Consider the following 20,549-nt stretch of genomic DNA (forward strand, 5'->3'; position numbering starts at 1 on the left):
CACGCTCGACGCGTTCAATCAATACATCTCGGATTCCTAAGATAAAATCGACGGGGGACATCGGCATTCCTTCCATTAAGCTCGTTCTTCGCAAAAACAAGTTTAATGAATGTCGCTGTCCCCCTTTAATGAGGAAGAGCCCTCCTCGGCCACCAATGGTTCCGGATCCCCGTCAGCCTGTTCACCGGCCTGATGATCGCCTCGGCCGGCGGGGCGCTTCATCCGCCCCTGCTGACCGTGGCGGCCCCCGTACTGTGCGACGGCGACATGGATATTACGTCCCGCAGCTATTCCTACAAGCCTGGACAACACGGCACCAGTCATACGATCCGTTGCGAGCGCCAAGGCCGCGCCGAAGAAGTGACCCTCAGGGCCATCGGCGTCTCCACCTTGATCTACGGCGCGGGCGCCCGCCTGCGACAATTGAAAACGCTACGCGATCAGGGCCTGATCAGCGCCCAGGATTATGAATCCCGCAAACAGGAGATCCTGAATGAACTGTGATTGTCTTTCGAACGCGGCCTGCGAAGCCGGGCCGTCACCGCGCAAACGGCTGCGGCCCCTGGTCCCCGCCCTGGCGGGCCTGCTGGCAGCCGGCTGGCTTGCCGCCCTGCCGGGTTCCGCCCTGGCCGAATCCATGCGCCTGGATACCCCCAAAGGCGTGTTCGAATGCGAATCCAGCGCGAAAACCGACTACCGCCAGGTGCTGAGACTGAACGGCCAGATACTGTACCGGCAACCCCAAGGCCCGGAATACCCGCAGGAAACCGACCTGCTGAAGAACGGCATCGTCGACCGCAACCTGGGCTGCCCGTCGGTGGCGGGCGAGCGCAACGGCTTCGTCGTGCTGCGGCGCTATCTGCAACCGCCCCATTACGGCGTGATCGGTTACCTGCTAGCCGACTTCAACCAGGACGAACCAACCCTGACCGACCTGGGCACCAGCGAGGGATCGGTTCCGAACAGCGACAACCCCAAAAAACAAGGACTGTATCTCAACGACGGCGGCCTGGTGCTGCGCTACCGCGGCGATCTACCCGACGCGCTGACCCCGCAGAACCAACCGGATACCCCCGCGGCAGCCGATCGCGCCGTCCTGTACAGCTTTCCATCGGGGATGCTGCAGGGCCTGAGCACCTGCCTGCCATTGAAAGACGTTCCCCTGTTCGGCGACATGGACTTCCTGCTCAAAGCAGCCGACCCGACCCGTTATCTGCCCGCAGGTTTCAAGATCGGCGCATCCCGAACCGAAACCGTAACGGCACTGCGCCGCTACGGCACACCCTACGATCCGGACGAAACCGACGGCGGTTCAGTCGAGACCGCCCCGCAACTGACCATTCCCCTGTGCGGCGACGCCAACAATACCATCACCCCCCTATTCCAGTTCGCGCAAGACCGCCTCAAGGCCGTCCGCTTCGAGGACTAACGCGCGGCAACAGTGCGCAGGCGATCCAGGACCACGGCAATAATGATGACGACGCCGATAACCAATGTTTGGTAATACGCGGACACGCCTATCATATTCATGATATTGGACAGCATGCTAAGGATGATCACGCCGTAGACGGCCTGAATGATTCCCCCCGACCCGCCCGTCAAGGCGACGCCGCCCAGCACGACGGCGGCCAGCGATTCCAGTGTCAGATTAGGCGCCGCGACGGGCTGCGCCGACCCCACCCAGGCGGTGAGCACGACGCCGCCCAGGGCGGCGCACAAGCCGCTGGCCGCATAGACCAGCACCGTGGTGAGCTTCACGTTCACGCCCGACTTGGTGGCTGCCGATACGCTGGACCCCACCGCATACACATGGCGGCCGAAAACCGTGTGCCGCATGACCAGGCCGCCGACGATCGCGCAAGCCACGCCTATCCAGACCATGGAAGGAATGCCCAGCAGCGTACCGAAGCCTATCGCACTGGCGTAGGATTGGTCGATGTTGTATATGGGCACGCCGCTGGACAATATAAGCGCGCCTGCCTGCGCCACGGACAAAATTCCCAGCGTCACCACCAACGGACTTACGCCGAAATACGCAATAATGCCCCCGGAAAGAGAACCCATAACGATTCCCGTGACGAGCATCATGGCAACGCCGGCGAAAGGGCCGTAGTCGGCCATTGTCAGCACGCCGATGACACCCGCCAGCGACATGACCGCCGCCAGGGATAGATCCAGCCCCCCGCTGATTATCGCGAATGTCTGGCCGACTGCCAGAATCAACAGCGGCATCATTTGCGTCGCAAGATTCAACAGGTTGTCGACGGTGGCGAACTTGGGTTCGGCGACCGTGGCCGCGACGGCCATCGCAACGATAAAAAAGGGAAGCATTGCGCTTGAGCCCAAACGCTTCAGCCTTGCAATGTCCACCCCGCTCTCTTTTTGCAATTCCATTCTTAAACCTTGCATACTGGTTGTCTCTCGTCAGGAAAATAACGCATCGGCAAAGCTGCGCACATAGTTTTGAATCGAATTCGCCCTTCCTACGGCTGGGCCGGTTAGTGATGCAGCGTCTTTTGGCCAAGTATGTCGGACACTATTTCACATTGGTCGGCAAGCGTGGGTTTGTCATAACGACGCACAAGCTGGCCCCCGTAAACCGTATGAACGGTATCGCAAAGCTGAATCGTTTCCAGCATGTCGCTCGATAACAGAAGCACCGCAACACCATGCCGGGCCAGTTCTCGTACCCTTTCGTGCAAGCTGAGTTTGGCGCCAACGTCGATACCCGCGGTCGGCTCCTCAAGCACAAGGACTTTCTGGGCACGCGCCATGGCTCTGGCCATCAATACCTTTTGTTGATTTCCTCCGCTTAACGACGTGATGGGCGCTTCCATATCGGAGTACTTCACACCAAATTCCTGCAGAGACTGAAACGCAACATCTCTTTCCGCCTTGCCGGAAACGAATCCGAATCTGCCCAGCCGTTCCAGCATCGATAGACAAAGATTCTCGCGGATGGATAGCGATGCAAAAATGCCGTTGCTCGCCCGGCCTGACGGCAAATAGGAGACTCCCTGCGCCGCGGCGCGCGCCGGATTGCTGGGCGAAAAAGGCTGGCCATCCAGAAAAAACCTGAGCTTCCTGTTTGGCCGCGCGCCCGACAATGCCCCAATGATATCTTCCGCACCACAACCCACTACGCCATACAACCCTACGATCTCGCCGGGACGCACACACACCGACACCGGCGACCCATCCCTGAGTCGCAGGTTTTCGATGCGTAGCGTTTCTTGGCAATCAAACATTTTTTGATCGTCACGCACAGCACCGGCAAGCTTGCCCCCGGTGAGCCGCTCAAGAATGCTGTCTTCGTCTATGCTTTCATTCATACGGAACGAATCCACCAGGCTTCCATTGCGCATGACGCTTACTCTATCGGCAAGGGCTATGACATCGTCGATGTGATGCGTGATAAGCACCAACGCTTTCCCCTCGTCACGCAGCTTGCGCAAGACCCCAAAGAGCCGGTCTTTCTCGCCGGCCCCCAGCATGGCGGTCGGCTCGTCCAGGACGACAAGGTTCGGGCACTGCAGCAGTGCCTTGGCAATCTCGATGAGCTGCTGCGAGGCTACAGGCAGGTTCTTGACCGGCTCTTCCACATCGACCTGGCACCCCAGGTTTTCGAGGATGGCGCGCGCCTCGGTGGCCTCCTCGTGATGCCGAAGCAGGCTGAAGGTGCCGCCAGCCTTCTTGGATCCAAGCCGCAAATTCGCCCGTACCGACAAGTCCGGGGCAAGGGACAGCTCTTGAAAAACCATGGCAAGGCCTTGGGCCCGCGAGTCCTGAATGCCCGTGAACGATACCGCCGAGCCGCTCAACAAAAGCGTGCCTTCGCTGGGCTCGTGAACCCCGGCTATTATTTTCCCCACCGTGGATTTTCCCGCCCCGTTCTCACCGAGAATGCAGTGGATTTCTCCTGTGCGGAACTCCATGGAGACCTGGTTCAATGCAACGGTCGCACCGAAACGTTTCGAGACTTCGCGAAGCGCCAATAGTGGCGCCGCATGCAAACGAGGTTCATGGAAGGCATTCGCATTCTGAGCATTCAACTGCATGATGGCACCCTGTTGATATGGTGGATAAGCAGCGGGTTGCAACGGCTACTGAGACGATGTGATGTTCCAGTCCTTTGGAGGAATATCGTATTCGTCAAAAGAGTAGCTGCCAATGTTCTTCGGCGTGATGGCCAGAGGAGGCGTCAGCAGGTAGGGATAAGGCAATGCCTTGTCTTTGATCATATTTGGCATCTCCTTGCCTTCATGATCCCGGATTGCATACTGAACCAGCAGCCGGCCCATCAAGATGCCCGGTTCGGAAGTCACGGCAAGCAAGCGGCCGTCCTTGATCATCGGCAGCGCTTCCCTGATGATCGCGCTTGAAACGACCTTGACGTTCTTGCGCTGCTGCCGAACCGCCTGGGCGGCGCCCATGCCGAGGGAGATGACCGGCGTGTAGATGAAATCCGCGCCGGGGTTCTTCAGCAACAGGTCGGAGGCTTGCGACATCCCGTAAGCCAGATCGAGCGAGCCGCCAAAAGCACCCGGCGTGACCACCATCCCCGGACACTTCGCCGCCTCTTTCTTGAACGCCTCAAAACGCAGCCTGGCCCACTCGGCGCCGGCAGGCCCTGGAATGGACAGCGTGGTCGACTTGGGCTTGACGGCGCATATGGCTTTTGCCAGCGTGGTGCCTATTGCCGCCTCGTCCTGCCCGACGCCAAAGGTTACATTGGGGCTGTTGACGGGAATGCCGGCGGCCAGCACCTTCGTCCCATGGCTTTGCAACTGCTTGAACACTGTATCGTAGCCATCGAAGCTCGCGGCGCCGACCACGGCATAGTCCGCCCCACGCGACTTGAGGCTTTCAAGCTGCGCAAACTGCTCGCGCACATTTCCATATGCGCCCGCAACCGAAATCTGCATGACCTTCACGTTGCTTCGCTTGGCTTCGTCCTGGATGCCGTACGCGATGCCTTTCCAGAAATCGTCCTGCAGATGGACTAGGGTAACACCCATGGTAAAGGGCTTTTCAGCCTTCAATGGCTGAACCAGGCCCTTCAAGCGGTCGGCTTCCGCGGCGGATGCGGTTCCAGAGGGCAGCAATATATGCCCCGACCATGCCAACAGCGCGCCAAGCACTACCGGCAAACACTTGCGATAGAATCCAGTTTGTCTCATACGTCCTCCAATAGGGGGGGTGATTTCTTCTATTCGGGCAGGAAATGCCCCTGGCTTTTTTCCTCGTCATAGACATAAAGCCCAGACAAGAATGTTTTTGTTCTTTCGTACCACATACGGCGGCGCGGCTCTGGTGGCGTTCGATTGATGGGTCTGCCTCCTTGCAGGATGTAATCGAACCGGCTTGGCCGCTGAAGAAGCGTGATGTCTTTTGATGGATCGCCTGGCACGACGAGAATATCCGCATAACGCCCAGGTTCAAGCTTGCCGACCTTGTCTCGATAACGAGGGGCAAGAAGTCGTGTCGCGGCAAGCGTATTGGAATGAATCGCCTGTAGCGGCGTCATGCCAAGCAGCTTGACGAATATCTCCATCTCACGGGCGTGCCACTGCCCATAAGGCACCGGAGACCAGCCGCTCTCGCTTCCCGCAATGATCGGCACCCCGGCTTCGTGCGCTTTGCGGAGATTTTCCTGGGCCGCGGTCACTTCGCGCTGAAAGGCCGAACTGCCGGAAGCCCCCGCATTAGCCTGGTTCGCCTCGATCAAATTGACCAGCAGTGTCAGCGTTGGCGTGATTACGCTGCCGGATTTCAGGCACGCCTCTATTCCCTCGTCATCGATATACGAGGCATGATAGATGTTGTCGAAACCCGCCAGGGCGGCATCCCGGGACGAAACACGAGAGCGGGCGTGTATGCTGCAAATCTTGCCGAGCCGATGCGTTTCGTCGGCGATGATCTTGAGCTCTTCGAGCGTAAAGGCGGAGACATCCGCCATGTCTGGCGTGATGAGATTGTCGTTGGATCCGGACACCTTGATGGCATCGACGCCGTCCTTGACTTGCAGCCGCACAGCCTCCACCAGGTCTTCTTTCGTTTTCACGAGCACCGCCGCCTGCCCTGGAGGGAATTGCATTTCGCTTGGGAAGGCGTCTTCAAGCCCCTGATGATTGGTGATCTGCTTGCCGGAAACGGTATAGCGCGGACCTGGGTACATACCACTGTCAATCGCATCCCGAACCGCCTGGGCGACCGCATACGTGGTGGCCGCATCGAAGGCGCTGGTAACGCCGGCCTGCAGCACCTTATTGGCGTTATAGATTGCCTTGATTGCGCGGAACTCGACGGGCGTATACAAGGCGTTTTCTTCTTCGGAACGCGACTCGCCGAAGGAAATATGGGTATGCGCATCGACCAGCCCGGGCATGATCGAGCGCCCGGGCAAGTCGATGACTTCGTATTCTTCCGCCTTGAACTGGGCAGGCAGGTCAGCTGCGCTTCCCACCCAGGAAATATGCGGGCCTTCGGTAACAACCAAGCCATCCTCGATGGGCTGATTCAGCGTACCATCCAGCACTTTTCCCTTCAGGATATAGCCTTTGTTCGCCATTACAGTATTCCCGGTTGGTTAATCGTTCTCGAGATGCCGCGCAAAGAAATCTTCCGCCAGGGCGAGAAAGGTGCTTGTCCGCTCAACGGCCACAGAGTGCGAGCATTTGTCCAACAGCATGACGTCCGCATTGGCCAGGCGCTTCGCAATTTCAATCGTGCACGAGGCGGGAAATGCGTCGTCGTTGCGCCCATGCAGCATCAGTACGGGCTGGGACACCCGCTTCAGTGTTTCTTCCGACAGCAGGGCGGCATCGATGTATTGCTGCTGGTCGCCACCGAACATGGTGTCGAAATAATCGGCATAGCCTTCCGCATAGATGACCTTTTCGCGCCCTTGAAGATAGTCTTCGTCGATACCCGACGCGTCGTAGATGAGACCGCTGATGGCCGCAACCAGCTCTTCGCGATTACGGGGGCATGTCCACGTTCGGCGAGTACCTTCCTTGAGCGCGAACGGAGCGCCCATCGCCCCGGTGGTCATGACGGCAACTGCCTTTTTGCTCTGAGAGGCCAGGGTCAGCGCGATGGATGCCGAAAGCGAATGGCCGATGACACCGACTTTTCGGCCAGGGATGCGCTCCAGCATCGCGGCGGCCTGGCGGACCCACAAGCCATAGTCGAAATAAGGCGGAGCCGGCTTCCTTCCGCTTTGCCCGAAACCTATGAGATCCATCGCATGGATTTCATGATGTGCCGCCAAGGGCTCAAGGACGGACTTCCAGTTGCCCAGGCTGGAAGCCCCGGGCCCGGAACCATGAAGCAGCAGCAGCGGGCTGCCGCTACCGCCGTGAAGGCACGCAACCTTGGAGCCCTCAAATTCGAATTGTTCGGTCTTGAACATGACTCTCCTTGCTGTTTTGCAGACGTTCCGTCGCTGCCGGCCGGGCGATCCACCCTGGCGATGGCAGCAACAAAGCGTCACCCGATATGAACGACCGCTTCGACTTCCATGAGGAAATCCTCTTTGACCAATCGGTCGATGACCAGGAGCGTATTGGGCGGGAAGTCAGGGCCTTTGAACAGTTTCGGGAACAATTCGGCGCGAAGCGCCATGAACTGCTCCAGATCCTGCGAGCGAACCATATAGGTGGTGAACTTGACGACGTTGTTGAAATCGCCATTGACACCCTTCAGCACCTTGCCAAGATTGTCGAAGATTTGCTTGAACTGGGCTTTGAAATCGTTTTTGCCCACTACGCTTCCGTCGTCGCCAACCGACAACTGGCCGGCAACGAACAGCAGTTTCCCGTCGGGAGTACCGATATGAGAATACAACCCCTGCGCGGGACAACCGCCTTCCGGATTGATGTACTTGACTTGACTTGGCATAAATACTCCTGGCTGAACTAAGGAATGGCTGAAACCAGCCTGCGAATAGAGGTAAAACCCAAGCCAAGGCCGCTTGCGGTTTCGTTGTCTTGCCCATCGGCGAAATCAAAATTGTATAAAAAATATGATTTACAAAAACGAAGTCTACATGCTGAGACATCGCACACAATAAGTAAAAACCCTATCCAATATAATTTGTTTAAATTCAATAAATTAAATTTAATTAAATGAAATTCACGATAAAAACAGGATCGCATATCCAGATCGATTAAAAATTGAAATTGCCATATAAAAAATAATTTTATACAATTATTCAAACGCCAATTAAGGACAGCCCCTGGACCATGTCAATCGATCAGCTCGCAGAATCCATACCTAGCCAGACCCTGCCAACCATGGTCTACAACAAAGTCCGGGAAGCCATTCTCAACGGCGTGTTCGGGCCAGGGCAAATGCTTCGCCAAGACGAAGTCGCAAGCAAGCTTGGGGTCAGCCGCAGCCCCCTTCGAGAAGCGCTGCCCAGGCTGGAAGCTGACGGCATCGTGGTCCTGCATCCTCGGCGCGGCTATGCCGTTGCCAGCCTGGATCCCGCTCAAATCAACGAAGTCTTCGACCTGCGCTGCCTGCTTGAAACAGAACTTGCACGCCGGGCCATTCAAAAACGCACAGATGCCGATATTTCCGCCGTCTACAGCATTGCAGCGGAAATGGCCTCATTGGCCTCATGCACCGACGACAAAAGCCTGACGCGGTGGTTCGACCTGAACATGCGTTTCCATACGGCAATGCTTTCCGCCGCCGATTCCCCGCATCACCTGCGCGCGCTTGACCACTCAAGAACATTGATAGAGTCGTACATCCGCACCGAGACGCGCCTCACGGGAGATCTCATCGAAGCTCAGGAAGAGCACGCGCAGCTCGCCCAGGCTTTTGTAGTCGGCGACGCAGAAGAATTCATCCGACTGACACGCAGCCATTCGGATCACACCCGCATACGTCTTCTTTCAAGACTTCCCGCAATCGAAAAAACCTAATCCACCCAAAGGAGCGCCAGTGAAGTTCGCCACATTGTCAGTGAACAACCAACCGGTCGTCGCCAAAGTCGACGAAAACCAAAAGGCATATATCCCTTTGCTGGCCGGCAAAGAAGCCATCAGCGACATGTCCTGGCTCATCGAGGGTTTCGAAGACCTGCGCGCAAAAATTGCCGACGGACCCGCCATCCCTTTCGCATCCGCCACCCTGCTTGCGCCCATCCCAAGGCCCCGCCGCAATATTCTCTGCGTCGGAAAGAATTATTTCGATCATGCCCAGGAATTTGCCCGCAGCGGGTACGACAGCAGCGCCAGCTCTGCGGCAGACGCCGTACCCAAGGCGCCAATCATTTTCACCAAAATGCCCGAAGCCGTCGTCGCTACGGGCACGCGCATCGGGTTTCCCGACAAAACAAGCAGCCAGCTCGACTATGAGGCCGAACTGGGCGTCATCATCGGCAAAGCCGGCCTGGGCATTTCCAAGGCGGAAGCCATGAAGCACGTGTTCGGGTACATCATCATCAACGACCTGACCGAACGCCAGATTCAGGCGGAGCACAAGCAATGGTTCCTGGGCAAGTCATTCGAAACATCGTGCCCAATGGGGCCGTGGATAGCCACAGCCGACGACGTCGACGAAAAGAACCTGGAAGTGCAGTGCCGGGTAAACGACGAACTCCGGCAAAACGCCAATACGCGAGATCTTATATTCGATATCCCGACGCTCATTGAAACAATCTCTCGAGGCATGCGGCTCATGCCCGGCGACATCATCGCCACGGGAACTCCGGTCGGAGTCGGCATTGGATTCTCGCCGCCCAGATTCCTTCAATCCAATGACCGCGTCGACATCACGATCACCGGTTTGGGAAAGCTGTCCAACACAATCGCTTAAGCCCGCATGCAGATGTCCCGCCGGCTGCCCGATAAGCAGCTACTCCCGAAATTTTGAAGGACCAAGGCACGCCGCAATCCGGGCCCGAGCCGACGTATCCTCCGCATATATCAGGGCTTCTGCAATATGCTTGTCGCAAAGAGAATGCGCCGGTGCTTTCGCATCCGAAACCTTCGCCGAAGCTTTCAGGAAAGAGGTAATCGCCGAGCGCATTGCAATATCCAGATGCTGGCATCCTGGGCACTTCGGCCCCGGCATGGCGCTCTGATTTGGCACGACAGCGGCCCCATCGGCAACATCGGTTGATGCGCCCGCCTGCTCCGATGCCAGATTCCCCCACTCATGCAACGGACGCCTCCGCTTGCGCCTGGCAGGGCGGAACCAATCTCTCGCGGCCCGGGCGAAAGCACGTATCTGCGGCCGGCCGGAAAGATGGCGTCGATGAGCGCGTCGGCCGCCGCTGCATTCGGCGCTGCATCCGATCCGGCCAGGGCGGCCTTGTCAAGCAGGCAGTCTCCCTTCTTGCGCAATGCAATCGCTGATGAAGGCGCTAATCGAGTCGCAGCTTCAGACCTACAAAGATCTCTACGACACCGCCGCCCTGAAATCCATGCTGCCCTGGCTGACGTCGCATGTCGAACAGGTACGCGCCGAGATGGGAGACGACTTCTGGCCCTACGGTTTCGAAAAGAACGAAAAAACGCTGGCGACGTTCTTGCGCTATTCCTACGAGCAAGGCTTGTCGAAAAGGCAGTTGCACCCACGAGAGCTATTCGCCCCCGAAACGTTGGAGTCGTTCAAGATTTAAACGCCCCGACGCCAAGCAAAACGCCCGACGTATCCTCGAGTCGGACGTTTCGACATAGCGAGAGCCGAATCGTATACTTACCAAGCCATGTCATGCCGTCAACGATGGTCGCAAAAGCGGATTGCCCGCAGGAGGCCAAACCGATGTCGAATAACGCCAACCCGGCTCGAAACTGGTTTGAACAAGGCGGCCGGGCATACGCGCGCTTCCGTCCCGAGTACCCGCCGCAACTGGCCGCCTTCCTGGCCTCGATAGCGGCGGACAGGCGAATGGCCGTCGACGTAGGTTGCGGCAATGGGCAGCTGACGCAGCTCCTCGTCCCGCATTTCGATACCGTTGTCGGGCTGGATCCCAGTGCCGACCAGATTGCGAATATCGTCCCCAACAAACGTATCATGTATCAGTGCGCGCCGGCCGAACAATTGCCGCTGGCCGATGGTTCCACCAGCCTCATTACCGCGGCGCAGGCGGCGCACTGGTTCAACCTGCCCAGGTTCTATCAAGAGGCAAGGCGAATCGCCGCGCCCGGCTGCGTTCTGGCGCTGATCAGCTACGGCGTTCTCAAGCTCGAGCCGGCCCTTGACGACCGATTCCAGAGGTTCTACCGGGACGATATCGGCCCCTACTGGCCTGCGGAGCGAAAACTCGTCGATACCGGCTACACAAGCATTGACTTCCCATTCGAGGAACTGGCGGCGCCTCCCATGGAAATCAGGGTGAATTGGTGTCTGCCCGAGTTCCTGGGCTATCTCCTCACCTGGTCAGCAGTGCGCCGCGCCAAAGAAGCCGGGCGCGAAGAGATGCTTCTCGACTTCGCCAACGACATTTCATCGGTGTGGGGCGATAGGAACATCCGCCGCCCCGTTGCCTGGCCCATCAATATGCGGGTGGGAAGGCTATGATCGCTGCCCCGTCTAATAGAGGGAGCGGAGAGGGCGCACTCCAGCTGCGTTAATATAATCACCACCATAGACACTCAGCACAATAAATCAACGAGGACAGACAAATGGGCACAGCACAAAGCTGGTTAGAAAGCGCCAACGCAGCGCACTGCGACTTTCCTATACAGAATCTTCCGTATGGAATATTCAGCAATGCGGCCAACCCGTCTCCACGCATCGGCGTTGCCATCGGCGACCAGATTCTGGACTTATCGGTGCTGGCGGCCAGCGGCCTGTTGAAGATTCCGGGCGCCGAGCCGGCGGTTTTCTCCCAGCCTACCCTGAACGGTTTCATCGGCCTGGGCGAGCAGGCCTGGACGGCGGCGCGCGCGCGGATTGCCGAGTTGCTGGACTCCGGCTGCGCCACCCTGCGCGACGACGCGGCGTTGCGCGCCCGCGCGCTCAGCAGCCAGGCAGATGCCACCATGCACCTGCCCGTTCATATTCCGGGCTATACCGATTTTTACTCTTCGAAAGAACACGCCACCAACGTCGGCGCGATGCTCCGGGATCCCAACAACGCCTTGCTGCCCAACTGGAAGGAAATCCCCATCGGCTACAACGGGCGGGCCTCGTCCGTCGTGGTCAGCGGCACCCCGGTGTTGCGGCCCAATGGCCAGATCAAGCTTCCCGACCAGGAAAGGCCCATTTTCTCGGCCTGCCGCAAGCTGGATTTCGAACTGGAAACCGGCTTCATCATCGGCCAGCCCTCGAAGCTGGGTTCGCCCATTGCCTGCGAAAACGCCGAAAGCCATATTTTCGGCATGGTGCTGCTGAACGACTGGTCGGCGCGCGATCTGCAGGCCTGGGAATACGTGCCCCTGGGCCCGTTCAACGCCAAGACCTTCGCCACCACCATTTCGCCCTGGGTCGTCACCATGGCGGCCCTGGAGCCCTTCCGGGTCCAGCAGCCCGCGCAGTCGCCCGAGCCTCTTTCTTATTTGCGGCATGCAGGCAAGCATGCCTTCGACATCCAGCTAGAGGTCTACCTGAAACCCGAAAAATCTGCCGAAGCCACCCGCCTTTCGCATACAAATTTCCGGTACATGTACTGGAGCATGGCGCAGCAATTGGCCCACCATACGGTTTCGGGCTGCAACACCAATGTGGGCGACCTGATGGGCTCGGGCACCATCAGCGGCCCTACCCGTGACTCGCTGGGCAGCCTGCTGGAACTGACCTGGAACGGCAAGACGCCGCTGCCGCTTGCCGACGGGCAAACCCGCAGCTTCATCGAGGACGGCGACGAGCTCATTCTCAAGGGATGGTGCCAGGGCGATGGATACAGGGTGGGCTTCGGAAATTGCACGGGCAAGGTGTTGCCGGCCATCGCAGCGGCTTGATCTGCGGGGTGGCCAAACGCAAAGCCGCCAGCTTGCACCGACCCAGTCCTGACGGGGGGCCTGTGGCCCCACAAGCCCGGAACAACCCCCGACCGCTGACCGTCCGCGTTTCTGCAGCCGGCGCTCAGGGCTTGCAATTGACGACCCAGCGGCTGTAAAGCTGGGTCAATATCTGGGCCATGGCCTGCGTGCGCTCGGGCACGTTGCGACGGGTTTCTTCCATGGATGTCACCGCCGGATTGCCGCGCTCGTATTCGCGCTCGAGCTGGGCGCCGTTGCGCTCCAGCGATAGCTCGACAAGCTCGGGGGTCATTTCGAAATGCGATTGCATGGCCAAGTGCATGCCACGCAGCACGAAGGCCTGGTTGGCGCAATGCGCGCCGGTGGCGATGCGCTGCGCGCCGACGGGCAGTTCGAAGGTGTCGCCATGCCATTGAAAGGCGGGAATCACCGAACCCTCGGACTCGCCCCACCAATCCAGTCCCACGGGGCCGCCTTCGACCACGACCTCCTGCCAGCCGATTTCGCTGCGGACATTCTTGTGGACGTTCGCGCCGAAAGCAAAGGCCACGAGCTGGCTGCCCAGGCAATGGCCCGCAACCGGAATATCCAGCAAGTCGGCATGCCGTATGAGCGCGCATTCCTGGGCGATCCAGGGCAAGGGATCGTGCACGCTCATGTAGCCGCCCATGAATACCAGGCCGGCGTAGTCGCCGGCGCGCTCGGGCACGGCCTGGCCATCAACCACCTTGATCAGCTCGCAGCGCATGCCCAGGCTTTCAAGAATGGGGATGACCGAACCGGGCGCCCCGACTTCGGTATGTTGGAATACGGCGATGGGTTTCATGTTCATGATTTTAGCAAGCCCTCTGCAACGCTGCCGAATTTCAATACCTGGCCGTCATGGTAGCTGCGGCCCGCGATTTGCAGACCGCAAGGCAAGCCGTGCTCGGCCATCCCCATGGGCAGGCTCAAGGCCGGCTGCTGGCTGACGTTGAAGGGATAGGCATAGCCATTGACGTCGAACCAGTTGAAATCACGCCTCCCGGAGGCTGCCCTTTCCTTGTCGAGGCCAGGTGCGACCGATGGCGCAGCCGGTGTCAACAGCATATCGATGCGGCAGAAAAGCCCGGCGAGCGTCGTTGCCATTTCTCGCAGCCGCGTCCGGCTGGCGGCCAGCGCCGCCATATCCAGGGCTCTTCCAGCCTCATAAGCGTCTCGCAGCTCGTCGCTCAGCAACACCCGCCTGGACTCGGGCCAAGCCTGGAACGATTCGAAAATCCGGCTGCACCAGACCGTCCACATCGATTCCGAAGCATCCTCCAATCCTAGAGAGACTTCCTCCAAGTCGTAGCCTGCCTCTGCGAGCTTCCCGATGGTCTGGCCGAAAGCCCGAGCCACAAGCGGGTCAGGCTGAACGCGGGAGCCAAGAACAGAACTCCAGCCAATGCGCAGGGGCCGCTCCACCGACACGTCCACCCGCGGGAACAACGACGACGGATCCAGCGGATCCGGTGCAAAAGGCGACATGGCGGCATAGCAATCGTCCACACTGCGCGTCAGCACACCCAGATGCGCGTACTCGGCAAAAGCGCTTGACGGAGCCAGGGGGATACCGCCGAACGTAGGCTTGAAGCCCACCAGCCCGCAAAACGCGGCGGGAATCCGAACCGATCCTCCTGCATCGCTGCCCAGGGCAATCGGCCCCCAGCCAGCCGCCACCTGGGCGGAGGCGCCACTGCTGGAGCCGCCGGCAGAGCGCTCTGGATCGAGCGGATTGCGGGTTACCCCTGAATAAGGGTTCTCGGAACCGATAGTCCAGCCAAACTCGGTCGTGGTGGTCTTGCCGAACACAATCGCGCCCGCGGCACGCAACTGCGCCACCGCCGGGGCATCCACCGCAGCGGGAGGAAAATCAGACGTAGCGAGCGAACCCCGCCGTGTCGGCCAGCCCGCCACGTTCACCAGGTCCTTGATGGAAACCGGCACGCCGTCCAGGCGGCCAAGCACCTGGCCGGAGCGATAGCGCCGCTCCGACTCCTGAGCCGCCGACAAGGCGGCAGGCCAATCCAGATGGCAAAACGCATTGATGCCCCGAACGTCCTGCTCAATGGCCGCCCGTAGAGCATGAATCACGTCAACCGGCGAACATTCGTTTGCGCGATACGCCGACGACAACTGCGCTGCGCTCTTGGAAAGCAGGCTGCCGACACCCTCGGCGCCGCCGGTCATCGACCACCCGCCTTATAGGTCTTGAATTCGATATTGGCGTATTCGCCATCCACCTTGCCGAACCGGCGTATATATTCATCCTGCACAATATCTCGCGTAACGGGGTCGATGCGGATATGGCCGCGCGGGCTTTCGATTTCCAGCCCTTTCAGGGCTCCCATCAAGCTGTCTCCATCCGTCTTGCCGCCAGTCTTTTTCAGGGCTGCATAGATGGCTGCCATGCCATCGTAGGCAGCCACGCTCATGATGGTCGGGCGTTCGCCTTTGCCGAGAATCTTGCGAAAGGCTTGTACATACTGCTTGTTCAATGCCGAGTCGTGATGCATGGAATAAGGATAAACAGTTTCCACGCCCATGCCGTACTCGCCGATGGCGTTCATGACAGCTTCATCGACGATATCGCCGGTGCCGATCAGTTTTATGCCTGCTTCAGCCAGTTTCTTGGCGCGGAACTCTTTGAAAAAGGCTGGCGCGACATCGCCGCCATTGACGAAGGCAAACAGCACATCGGGTTTCGCATCTTTTACCCGCTGCAGATACGGCCCGAAATTCGTGGTTACGATGGGAGTACGGACAGCACCCAAGACTTCGCCGCCTGCCGCCTCGAAGGCCCTGGTGAAAATCTTTTCAGCATCGTGCCCCGGCGCGTAATCCGCCACAATAAGATAGGCCTTTTTTGCACCATTTTTCGCCGCCCATTTGGCTATGGGCGGCACAACATCGGAATACGTGAACGAGGTGCGCACCATATAAGGTGATTTGCCTGTCAGCCCGGCGCCCGCCGCATTCATGACGACCATGGGCACCTTGGCCTGCGTTGCCACGGGCGCAACCGCCATGGCATTGGGCGTAAAACCGAAGCCGGCCAGCACTTGCACCTTGTCGCGCACCACCAGTTCCTGCGCCAGGCGCTTGGCGACATCGGGATTGGGACCTCCGGTATCCCGGAACACGACCTCGACCCGTTTGCCGGCAACCACATCGCCATACTGCGCCTGATAGGCCTTGACCCCCGCTTCCATCTGCCGGCCAAACTCGGCAAACGGGCCGCTCATTTCGGCAATCATGCCTACTTTGACGGTCTCCTGGGCGAATGCGGGCAAAACGCAGGCGACCAGCCCTGCCAGCAGCGCGCATTTCAAACGGAATAAATACGACGGGTTTTTCATGGTTTTCCAATAGGGCTTAAAAAGCAGGCGCGTCGAAATGCTCGATGCTTGCGGAAATGGAGAAGACGGCAGCAATCGGGAACTGAACGGATGCCGTTTCCCGGCCAGCCATGGACGGCTAGGGATGGCCCCCTGCCCGTGTAGATCGAGCCGCCGGCGCCCGGCACAAAGCCCGGCGCCGGCGGCCTGGAGGTTACGACCCCTCTTTGGCGGGATCCTTGACCTTGTCGAATTTGTCGAACTCGACATTGACGAGCTTGCCGTCGACACGTTCCGTCTTGCGGATGTAGACGGTTTGAACGATATCGCGCGTCACGGGGTCGATTTCGATCGGGCCGCGCGGGCTTTCGATTTGCATGCCCTTCAATGCGGCCATGATCTTGTCGCCCTGCAGATTGCCCTTGGTCTTTTCAAGCGCCTCGGCAATGGCGGTCATGCCGTCGTAGGCCGTGACGGAAAAGTAGTTGGGGCGCAGGTTGGTGCCGAACTGGTCGGCGAAGTCCTGGATGAACTTCTTGTTCTTGGCCGAAGGGTGGGCGTACGAATAATGGTGGCTGGTAATGAGCCCCAGCGCCACGTCGCCGGTCGCTTCGAGGAAACTGTCGTCGGTGGCTTCACCGGTGGCGAACAGCTTGATGCCGGTTTTGTCCAGGCCGCGCTCTTTCCAGGCCTTGAGGAAAGTCTGGGGCATGACGCCGGACGGGAAGAAGAAGAACACGGCTTCCGGCTTGGTGTCCTTGATGTGCTGGACATAGGCCGAGAAATCGGGGGTGCTCATGGGCGTGCGCACGCTGTGCACGATGGTGCCGCCGCCTTTGGTGAACTCCTTCGAGAACGCTTTTTCGGCGTCGACGCCCGACGCATAGTCGGCCACGACCGTATACACATTCTTGATGCCCTGCTTCAGCATCCACGCGGCCATGGGCGCGCTGACCTGCTGCACGGTAAACGACAGGCGCGCGATATAGGGCGAGCTTTTCGTGATGCCCGACGACGCGGCATTCATGATGATGGTGGGCGTCTTGGATTGGGTGGAAACCGCCGCCACCGCATAGGCATTGGGACTGAAGTCCAGGCCGGTAATGAAGCTGACCTTGTCGCGCACCACCAGCTCCTGCGCCAGGCGCTTGGCGACGTCAGGCGCGGGGCCGGCGGTGTCCTTGCGGATGATCTCGACTTCCTTGCCGTCGATCTTGCCGCCATGCTCCTTCAAATACAAGGCGATGCCCGCATCGAACTGCCGGCCATAATCGGCGTAGGGTCCGGTATAGGTGGCGATGAGGCCGATGCGCAGCTTGCCGTCTTCGGCATGGGCCGAACCCAGCATACCGGCACAGGCCAAGGCAATGGCCGTCAATGCGTATTTCTTCTTTATCATGATCTTCCTGGTTAAGTAACTCGTTTGATGGATGTTGCTGAACTTACGTCTCTACCCTTAGAACATGTCGAAATATTCGCGATGCTCCCACTCGGTGACTTCGAGATTGAAGCGCGCGATTTCCGCCTCTTTGATGAAGCACAGGTAGTCGATAAAGGGCTGGCCCATTTGCCCGCACAGGTATTCGTCCTGGCGCAGGTGCTGCAACGCCTCGGCCAGCGAACGCGGCAGCGATGCCGCCGGGGTCTCGTAGGGCGCATCGGCCGAAGGGCCGGGGTCGATATGGCTTTCGATGCCGTGCAGGCCCGAGAACAGTTGCGACGCCATATACAGATAGGGATTGGCCGTGGGCTCGCCGACACGGTTCTCGATGCGGCTGGCCGTAATGCCCGGCCCGCCCAGCACACGCAGCATGGCGGCGCGATTGTCGCGCGCCCAGCTTGCCCGGTCGGGCGCCAGCGAGAACGGACGATAGCGGCGGTAGCCGTTGATGGTGGGGCTTGCAAAAAAAGCGGCGCCGCAGGCATGCTCTTTGAGCCCGCCCAGGTAAGCCATTCCAAGTCCCGACAAAGCCTCGTCGCCGTCCGCCGTGGGCATGAACATGTTGACGCCGTCGCTTTTGCGGCGCAAAGACTGATGCAGATGCCAGCCGCTGGACATGACATTCGGAATGCGCGGACGGCACATGAAGGTGGCGTGATAGCCGTTGCGCTGGCACACCTGCTTGATGGCGCTGCGCAGCAGGATCATGAGATCGGCCGCCGCCACGCCGCAGCTTGGGCTGAAGGTAAGCTCGAACTGGCTTGGCCCGAACTCGATTTCCAGCGAATGCAAGGGCAGGCCCAGGGCCTGGAGATTGGTGCGCAGCAGTTCCATCAGCGCATCGACTCGGTCGTAGCGCAGCTCGGTCAGGTATTGGTAGCCGTGGGTAAGCAGGGAAACCTCGGGCGGGCTCCCCGGCTGGCCGGAATCGGCCAGCGCCATGCGCGCGTCGTCCAGCTTGAAAACATGAAACTCGACCTCCAGCCCGGCGATGAAGTCCAGCCCGTGTGCGTCGAGTTTTTGTATGGCCCGCTGCATGATGTGCCGCGAGGCGAACGGCCAGGGCTGGCCATCGCCTAAATAAGCGTCGCATAGCACCCAGCCGGTTTTATGCGCCCAGGGCAGCACCTTGAAAGTGGCCGGATCCGCCACCACGGTGAAGTCCGAACCGCCGCGCAGGCCGTCCAGCTGATACCCCCCGCTGTTGAAAACAGGGAATACGGTTTTATGCGAGGTGTCCTTCAGCAGCAAGGTGGAAGTGAGGTTGACGCCGCTCCATAAGGCGCCGCGCGCCTCGGCGGCCACCAGGGTTTTGCCGCGCAAAATACCATGCTGATCGGGGAACATGAACCGCAGGGTTTCGATTTCGCCCGCATCGATGCGGCCCACGAGGTCGCGGGCCTGGCGCTGCTGCTCGTCCGACCACAAGCCATGGCGGTCGACAAAAGAGTTCATCATGCGTTTTCTTCCGCGCGTTTGGCAAGACGGGCGCTGGCCCAGTCGGACTGGCTGCGGCGCAGCAGGTCGGCTTCCTGCCAGTAGGCCTGCGGGCTCACCCCGGCCTTGTTGATGCCGTCGATGGCGGGCGGGCCGTTCAGGGCGCTGGCCTGTTCGGCATTGAAGAGCATGGGCGTAGGCTTGCCCGCCTGGGAATCTTCGATGGCCTGAACCAGCATGCGCCGGAATATGGCAATGCCTTTGTCGGTGGTGCCCAGGTTTTCGCGGGTGCGGTCCTGGATGGGCCCCAGCGACTCGCACGCCCATTGGTCATGGACGTTGATGTCGCTGCCCAGGCCCGTATAGGTTTGGGTGAGCTGTTCGTCGACGCTGTAGCCGTAGTTGTTGCTTTTGTTGCGGCGTGAAATGTAGTCGGGCAATTCGTACAGCTCCAGGCGCTGTTCGCGCATTTGCTGCTTGTTTACCGGCCCGGTAAAGCTGGTGAAAATCGCATACCAATAGTTGTTGTAGTCGTCGACCGGCACATGCCATTGCGTGATGGTCATTTCGGCGCTCATGGGAATGACGAACGCCTGCGGAAACACCACGTTGGTGACGCGCACATGGGTTTGCTCTTGCGGCAGCTTGCGCAGCGCCATCAGGCGCATGCCGTAGTCGGTGGTCTCGACCGAGATATCGGGACGGTCGTACTCGCGCAGAACCTTGGTAATGGGCAGCTCGGAATCGGCCGACGCGCCGCGGAACTGCTTGCCATAGCTGCCCGAGGGGTCTTCGTCTTCGAAGAAGCGATGCAGGAACGAGGCGTGTGCGGGATCCATGCCGACCTCCAGAGCCTGCAGCCAGTTGCACTCGAACAGGCCCTTGAATGCAAAGGTGTGCGTGCCGGGCGCCACGAAGCAGTCGAACTCGGGAAAGGCGGGAGGCTCGCCTTCGCCCAGGTAGGCGAAGATGATGCCGCTGCGCTCGACCACGGGGTAGGCGCCCTGGCGGATGTGGGTGCAAAGCTTGCTGCCCTCGGGCTCGGCCGGGGTTTCAAGACAGGAGCCCTTTACGTCGAACAGCCAGCCATGGAACAGGCAGCGCAGGCCGCCGCCCTCGATGCGCGCCATGGAAAGGTCGGCTCCGCGATGCGGACAGTCGCGATCGAGCATGCCCAGATTGCCGTTTTCATCGCGGAACAGGACGTAGTCTTGCCCCATGATTTTGACGGCCCGCACGGGCCTCTTGCCTTCCAGCTCGTCGATCAGCGCGACAGGCTGCCAGTAGCGGCGCAGCAGCTTGCCGGCGGGGGCTTCGGGGCCGACCCGCGTGATCAAATCGTTTCGTTCTTTGCTAAGCATGATGGAG

Annotated in this window: 19 protein-coding genes; 7 read left to right on the top strand and 12 right to left on the bottom strand. The window is 59.6% G+C overall.

Annotated elements, in window-relative coordinates; all coding sequences use genetic code 11:
* Positions 1-192 precede the first annotated feature (192 nt).
* On the top strand, positions 193-504 hold the full coding sequence (locus VNT00_RS10530) for an SHOCT domain-containing protein (RefSeq protein WP_325587211.1): 312 nt from the start codon (positions 193-195) through the stop codon (positions 502-504).
* Positions 494-1,429 (top strand): hypothetical protein, encoded by a 936-nt coding sequence (locus tag VNT00_RS10535; RefSeq protein ID WP_325587213.1) that lies wholly within the window; start codon positions 494-496, stop codon positions 1,427-1,429. Before VNT00_RS10530 ends, VNT00_RS10535 begins: the two co-directional genes overlap by 11 nt.
* Here the strand turns inward: VNT00_RS10535 and VNT00_RS10540 are convergent.
* From VNT00_RS10540 to VNT00_RS10565, 6 genes are all read right to left on the bottom strand, one after another.
* A complete protein-coding gene (locus VNT00_RS10540) occupies positions 1,426-2,331 on the bottom strand; it encodes an ABC transporter permease (RefSeq protein WP_325587215.1) in 906 nt (301 codons plus the stop codon). The genes VNT00_RS10535 and VNT00_RS10540 overlap by 4 nt on opposite strands.
* 167 nt (positions 2,332-2,498) lie before the next feature.
* Entirely contained in the window at positions 2,499-4,058 is a 1,560-nt protein-coding gene (locus VNT00_RS10545) for a sugar ABC transporter ATP-binding protein (protein WP_325587217.1), read from the bottom strand.
* A gap of 45 nt (positions 4,059-4,103) precedes the next feature.
* Positions 4,104-5,180: a substrate-binding domain-containing protein gene (locus VNT00_RS10550; RefSeq protein ID WP_325587219.1), complete on the bottom strand. Its 1,077-nt coding sequence runs from the start codon at positions 5,178-5,180 to the stop codon at positions 4,104-4,106.
* Positions 5,181-5,209: 29 nt separating this feature from the next.
* On the bottom strand, positions 5,210-6,571 hold the full coding sequence (locus VNT00_RS10555; protein ID WP_325587221.1) for a metal-dependent hydrolase family protein: 1,362 nt from the start codon (positions 6,569-6,571) through the stop codon (positions 5,210-5,212).
* Positions 6,572-6,589: 18 nt separating this feature from the next.
* On the bottom strand, positions 6,590-7,414 hold the full coding sequence (locus VNT00_RS10560; RefSeq protein WP_325587223.1) for an alpha/beta fold hydrolase: 825 nt from the start codon (positions 7,412-7,414) through the stop codon (positions 6,590-6,592).
* Between the two features lie 77 nt (positions 7,415-7,491).
* Entirely contained in the window at positions 7,492-7,902 is a 411-nt protein-coding gene (locus tag VNT00_RS10565; protein WP_325587225.1) for a RidA family protein, read from the bottom strand.
* A 344-nt stretch (positions 7,903-8,246) separates the two neighbouring features.
* Here VNT00_RS10565 and VNT00_RS10570 point away from each other — a divergent pair, with 344 nt between their 5' ends.
* The 5 genes from VNT00_RS10570 to fahA all read left to right on the top strand — a co-directional run bounded on the left by VNT00_RS10570 (position 8,247) and on the right by fahA (position 12,923).
* Positions 8,247-8,936 carry a GntR family transcriptional regulator gene (locus tag VNT00_RS10570; protein WP_325587227.1) on the top strand — a complete coding sequence of 230 codons (690 nt, stop codon included), beginning with the start codon at positions 8,247-8,249 and terminating at the stop codon, positions 8,934-8,936.
* 19 nt (positions 8,937-8,955) lie between these two features.
* Positions 8,956-9,831, top strand: coding sequence for a fumarylacetoacetate hydrolase family protein (locus tag VNT00_RS10575; protein ID WP_325587228.1), 876 nt, complete (start codon positions 8,956-8,958; stop codon positions 9,829-9,831).
* A gap of 541 nt (positions 9,832-10,372) precedes the next feature.
* Entirely contained in the window at positions 10,373-10,639 is a 267-nt protein-coding gene (locus tag VNT00_RS10580) for a hypothetical protein (RefSeq protein WP_325587230.1), read from the top strand.
* Positions 10,640-10,782: 143 nt separating this feature from the next.
* Entirely contained in the window at positions 10,783-11,541 is a 759-nt protein-coding gene (locus tag VNT00_RS10585; protein WP_325587232.1) for a class I SAM-dependent methyltransferase, read from the top strand.
* Between the two features lie 104 nt (positions 11,542-11,645).
* Positions 11,646-12,923, top strand: a complete 1,278-nt coding sequence (gene fahA, locus VNT00_RS10590) for a fumarylacetoacetase (protein WP_325587234.1) — start codon at positions 11,646-11,648, stop codon at positions 12,921-12,923.
* Between the two features lie 124 nt (positions 12,924-13,047).
* On the opposite strand, the gene VNT00_RS10595 is transcribed toward fahA, so the two are convergent.
* The 6 genes from VNT00_RS10595 to VNT00_RS10620 all read right to left on the bottom strand — a co-directional run bounded on the left by VNT00_RS10595 (position 13,048) and on the right by VNT00_RS10620 (position 20,542).
* A complete protein-coding gene (locus VNT00_RS10595) occupies positions 13,048-13,776 on the bottom strand; it encodes a type 1 glutamine amidotransferase (RefSeq protein ID WP_325587236.1) in 729 nt (242 codons plus the stop codon).
* The gene (locus VNT00_RS10600) at positions 13,773-15,155 is read right to left on the bottom strand and encodes an amidase (RefSeq protein WP_325587238.1); all 1,383 of its coding nucleotides are present in this window, start codon (positions 15,153-15,155) and stop codon (positions 13,773-13,775) included. The genes VNT00_RS10595 and VNT00_RS10600 overlap by 4 nt, the downstream gene beginning before the upstream one ends.
* Positions 15,152-16,324, bottom strand: coding sequence for an ABC transporter substrate-binding protein (locus tag VNT00_RS10605; protein WP_325587279.1), 1,173 nt, complete (start codon positions 16,322-16,324; stop codon positions 15,152-15,154). Before VNT00_RS10605 ends, VNT00_RS10600 begins: the two co-directional genes overlap by 4 nt.
* Positions 16,325-16,517: 193 nt before the next feature.
* Positions 16,518-17,702, bottom strand: a complete 1,185-nt coding sequence (locus VNT00_RS10610; RefSeq protein ID WP_325587240.1) for an ABC transporter substrate-binding protein — start codon at positions 17,700-17,702, stop codon at positions 16,518-16,520.
* A gap of 57 nt (positions 17,703-17,759) precedes the next feature.
* Positions 17,760-19,199, bottom strand: coding sequence for a glutamine synthetase family protein (locus VNT00_RS10615; RefSeq protein ID WP_325587281.1), 1,440 nt, complete (start codon positions 19,197-19,199; stop codon positions 17,760-17,762).
* Positions 19,199-20,542, bottom strand: coding sequence for an aromatic ring-hydroxylating dioxygenase subunit alpha (locus VNT00_RS10620; protein ID WP_325587242.1), 1,344 nt, complete (start codon positions 20,540-20,542; stop codon positions 19,199-19,201). The genes VNT00_RS10615 and VNT00_RS10620 overlap by 1 nt, the downstream gene beginning before the upstream one ends.
* Positions 20,543-20,549: the final 7 nt, after the last annotated feature.

The sequence above is a fragment of the Eoetvoesiella sp. genome, assembly GCF_035555955.1.
Classification (GTDB): Bacteria; Pseudomonadota; Gammaproteobacteria; order Burkholderiales; family Burkholderiaceae_B; genus Eoetvoesia.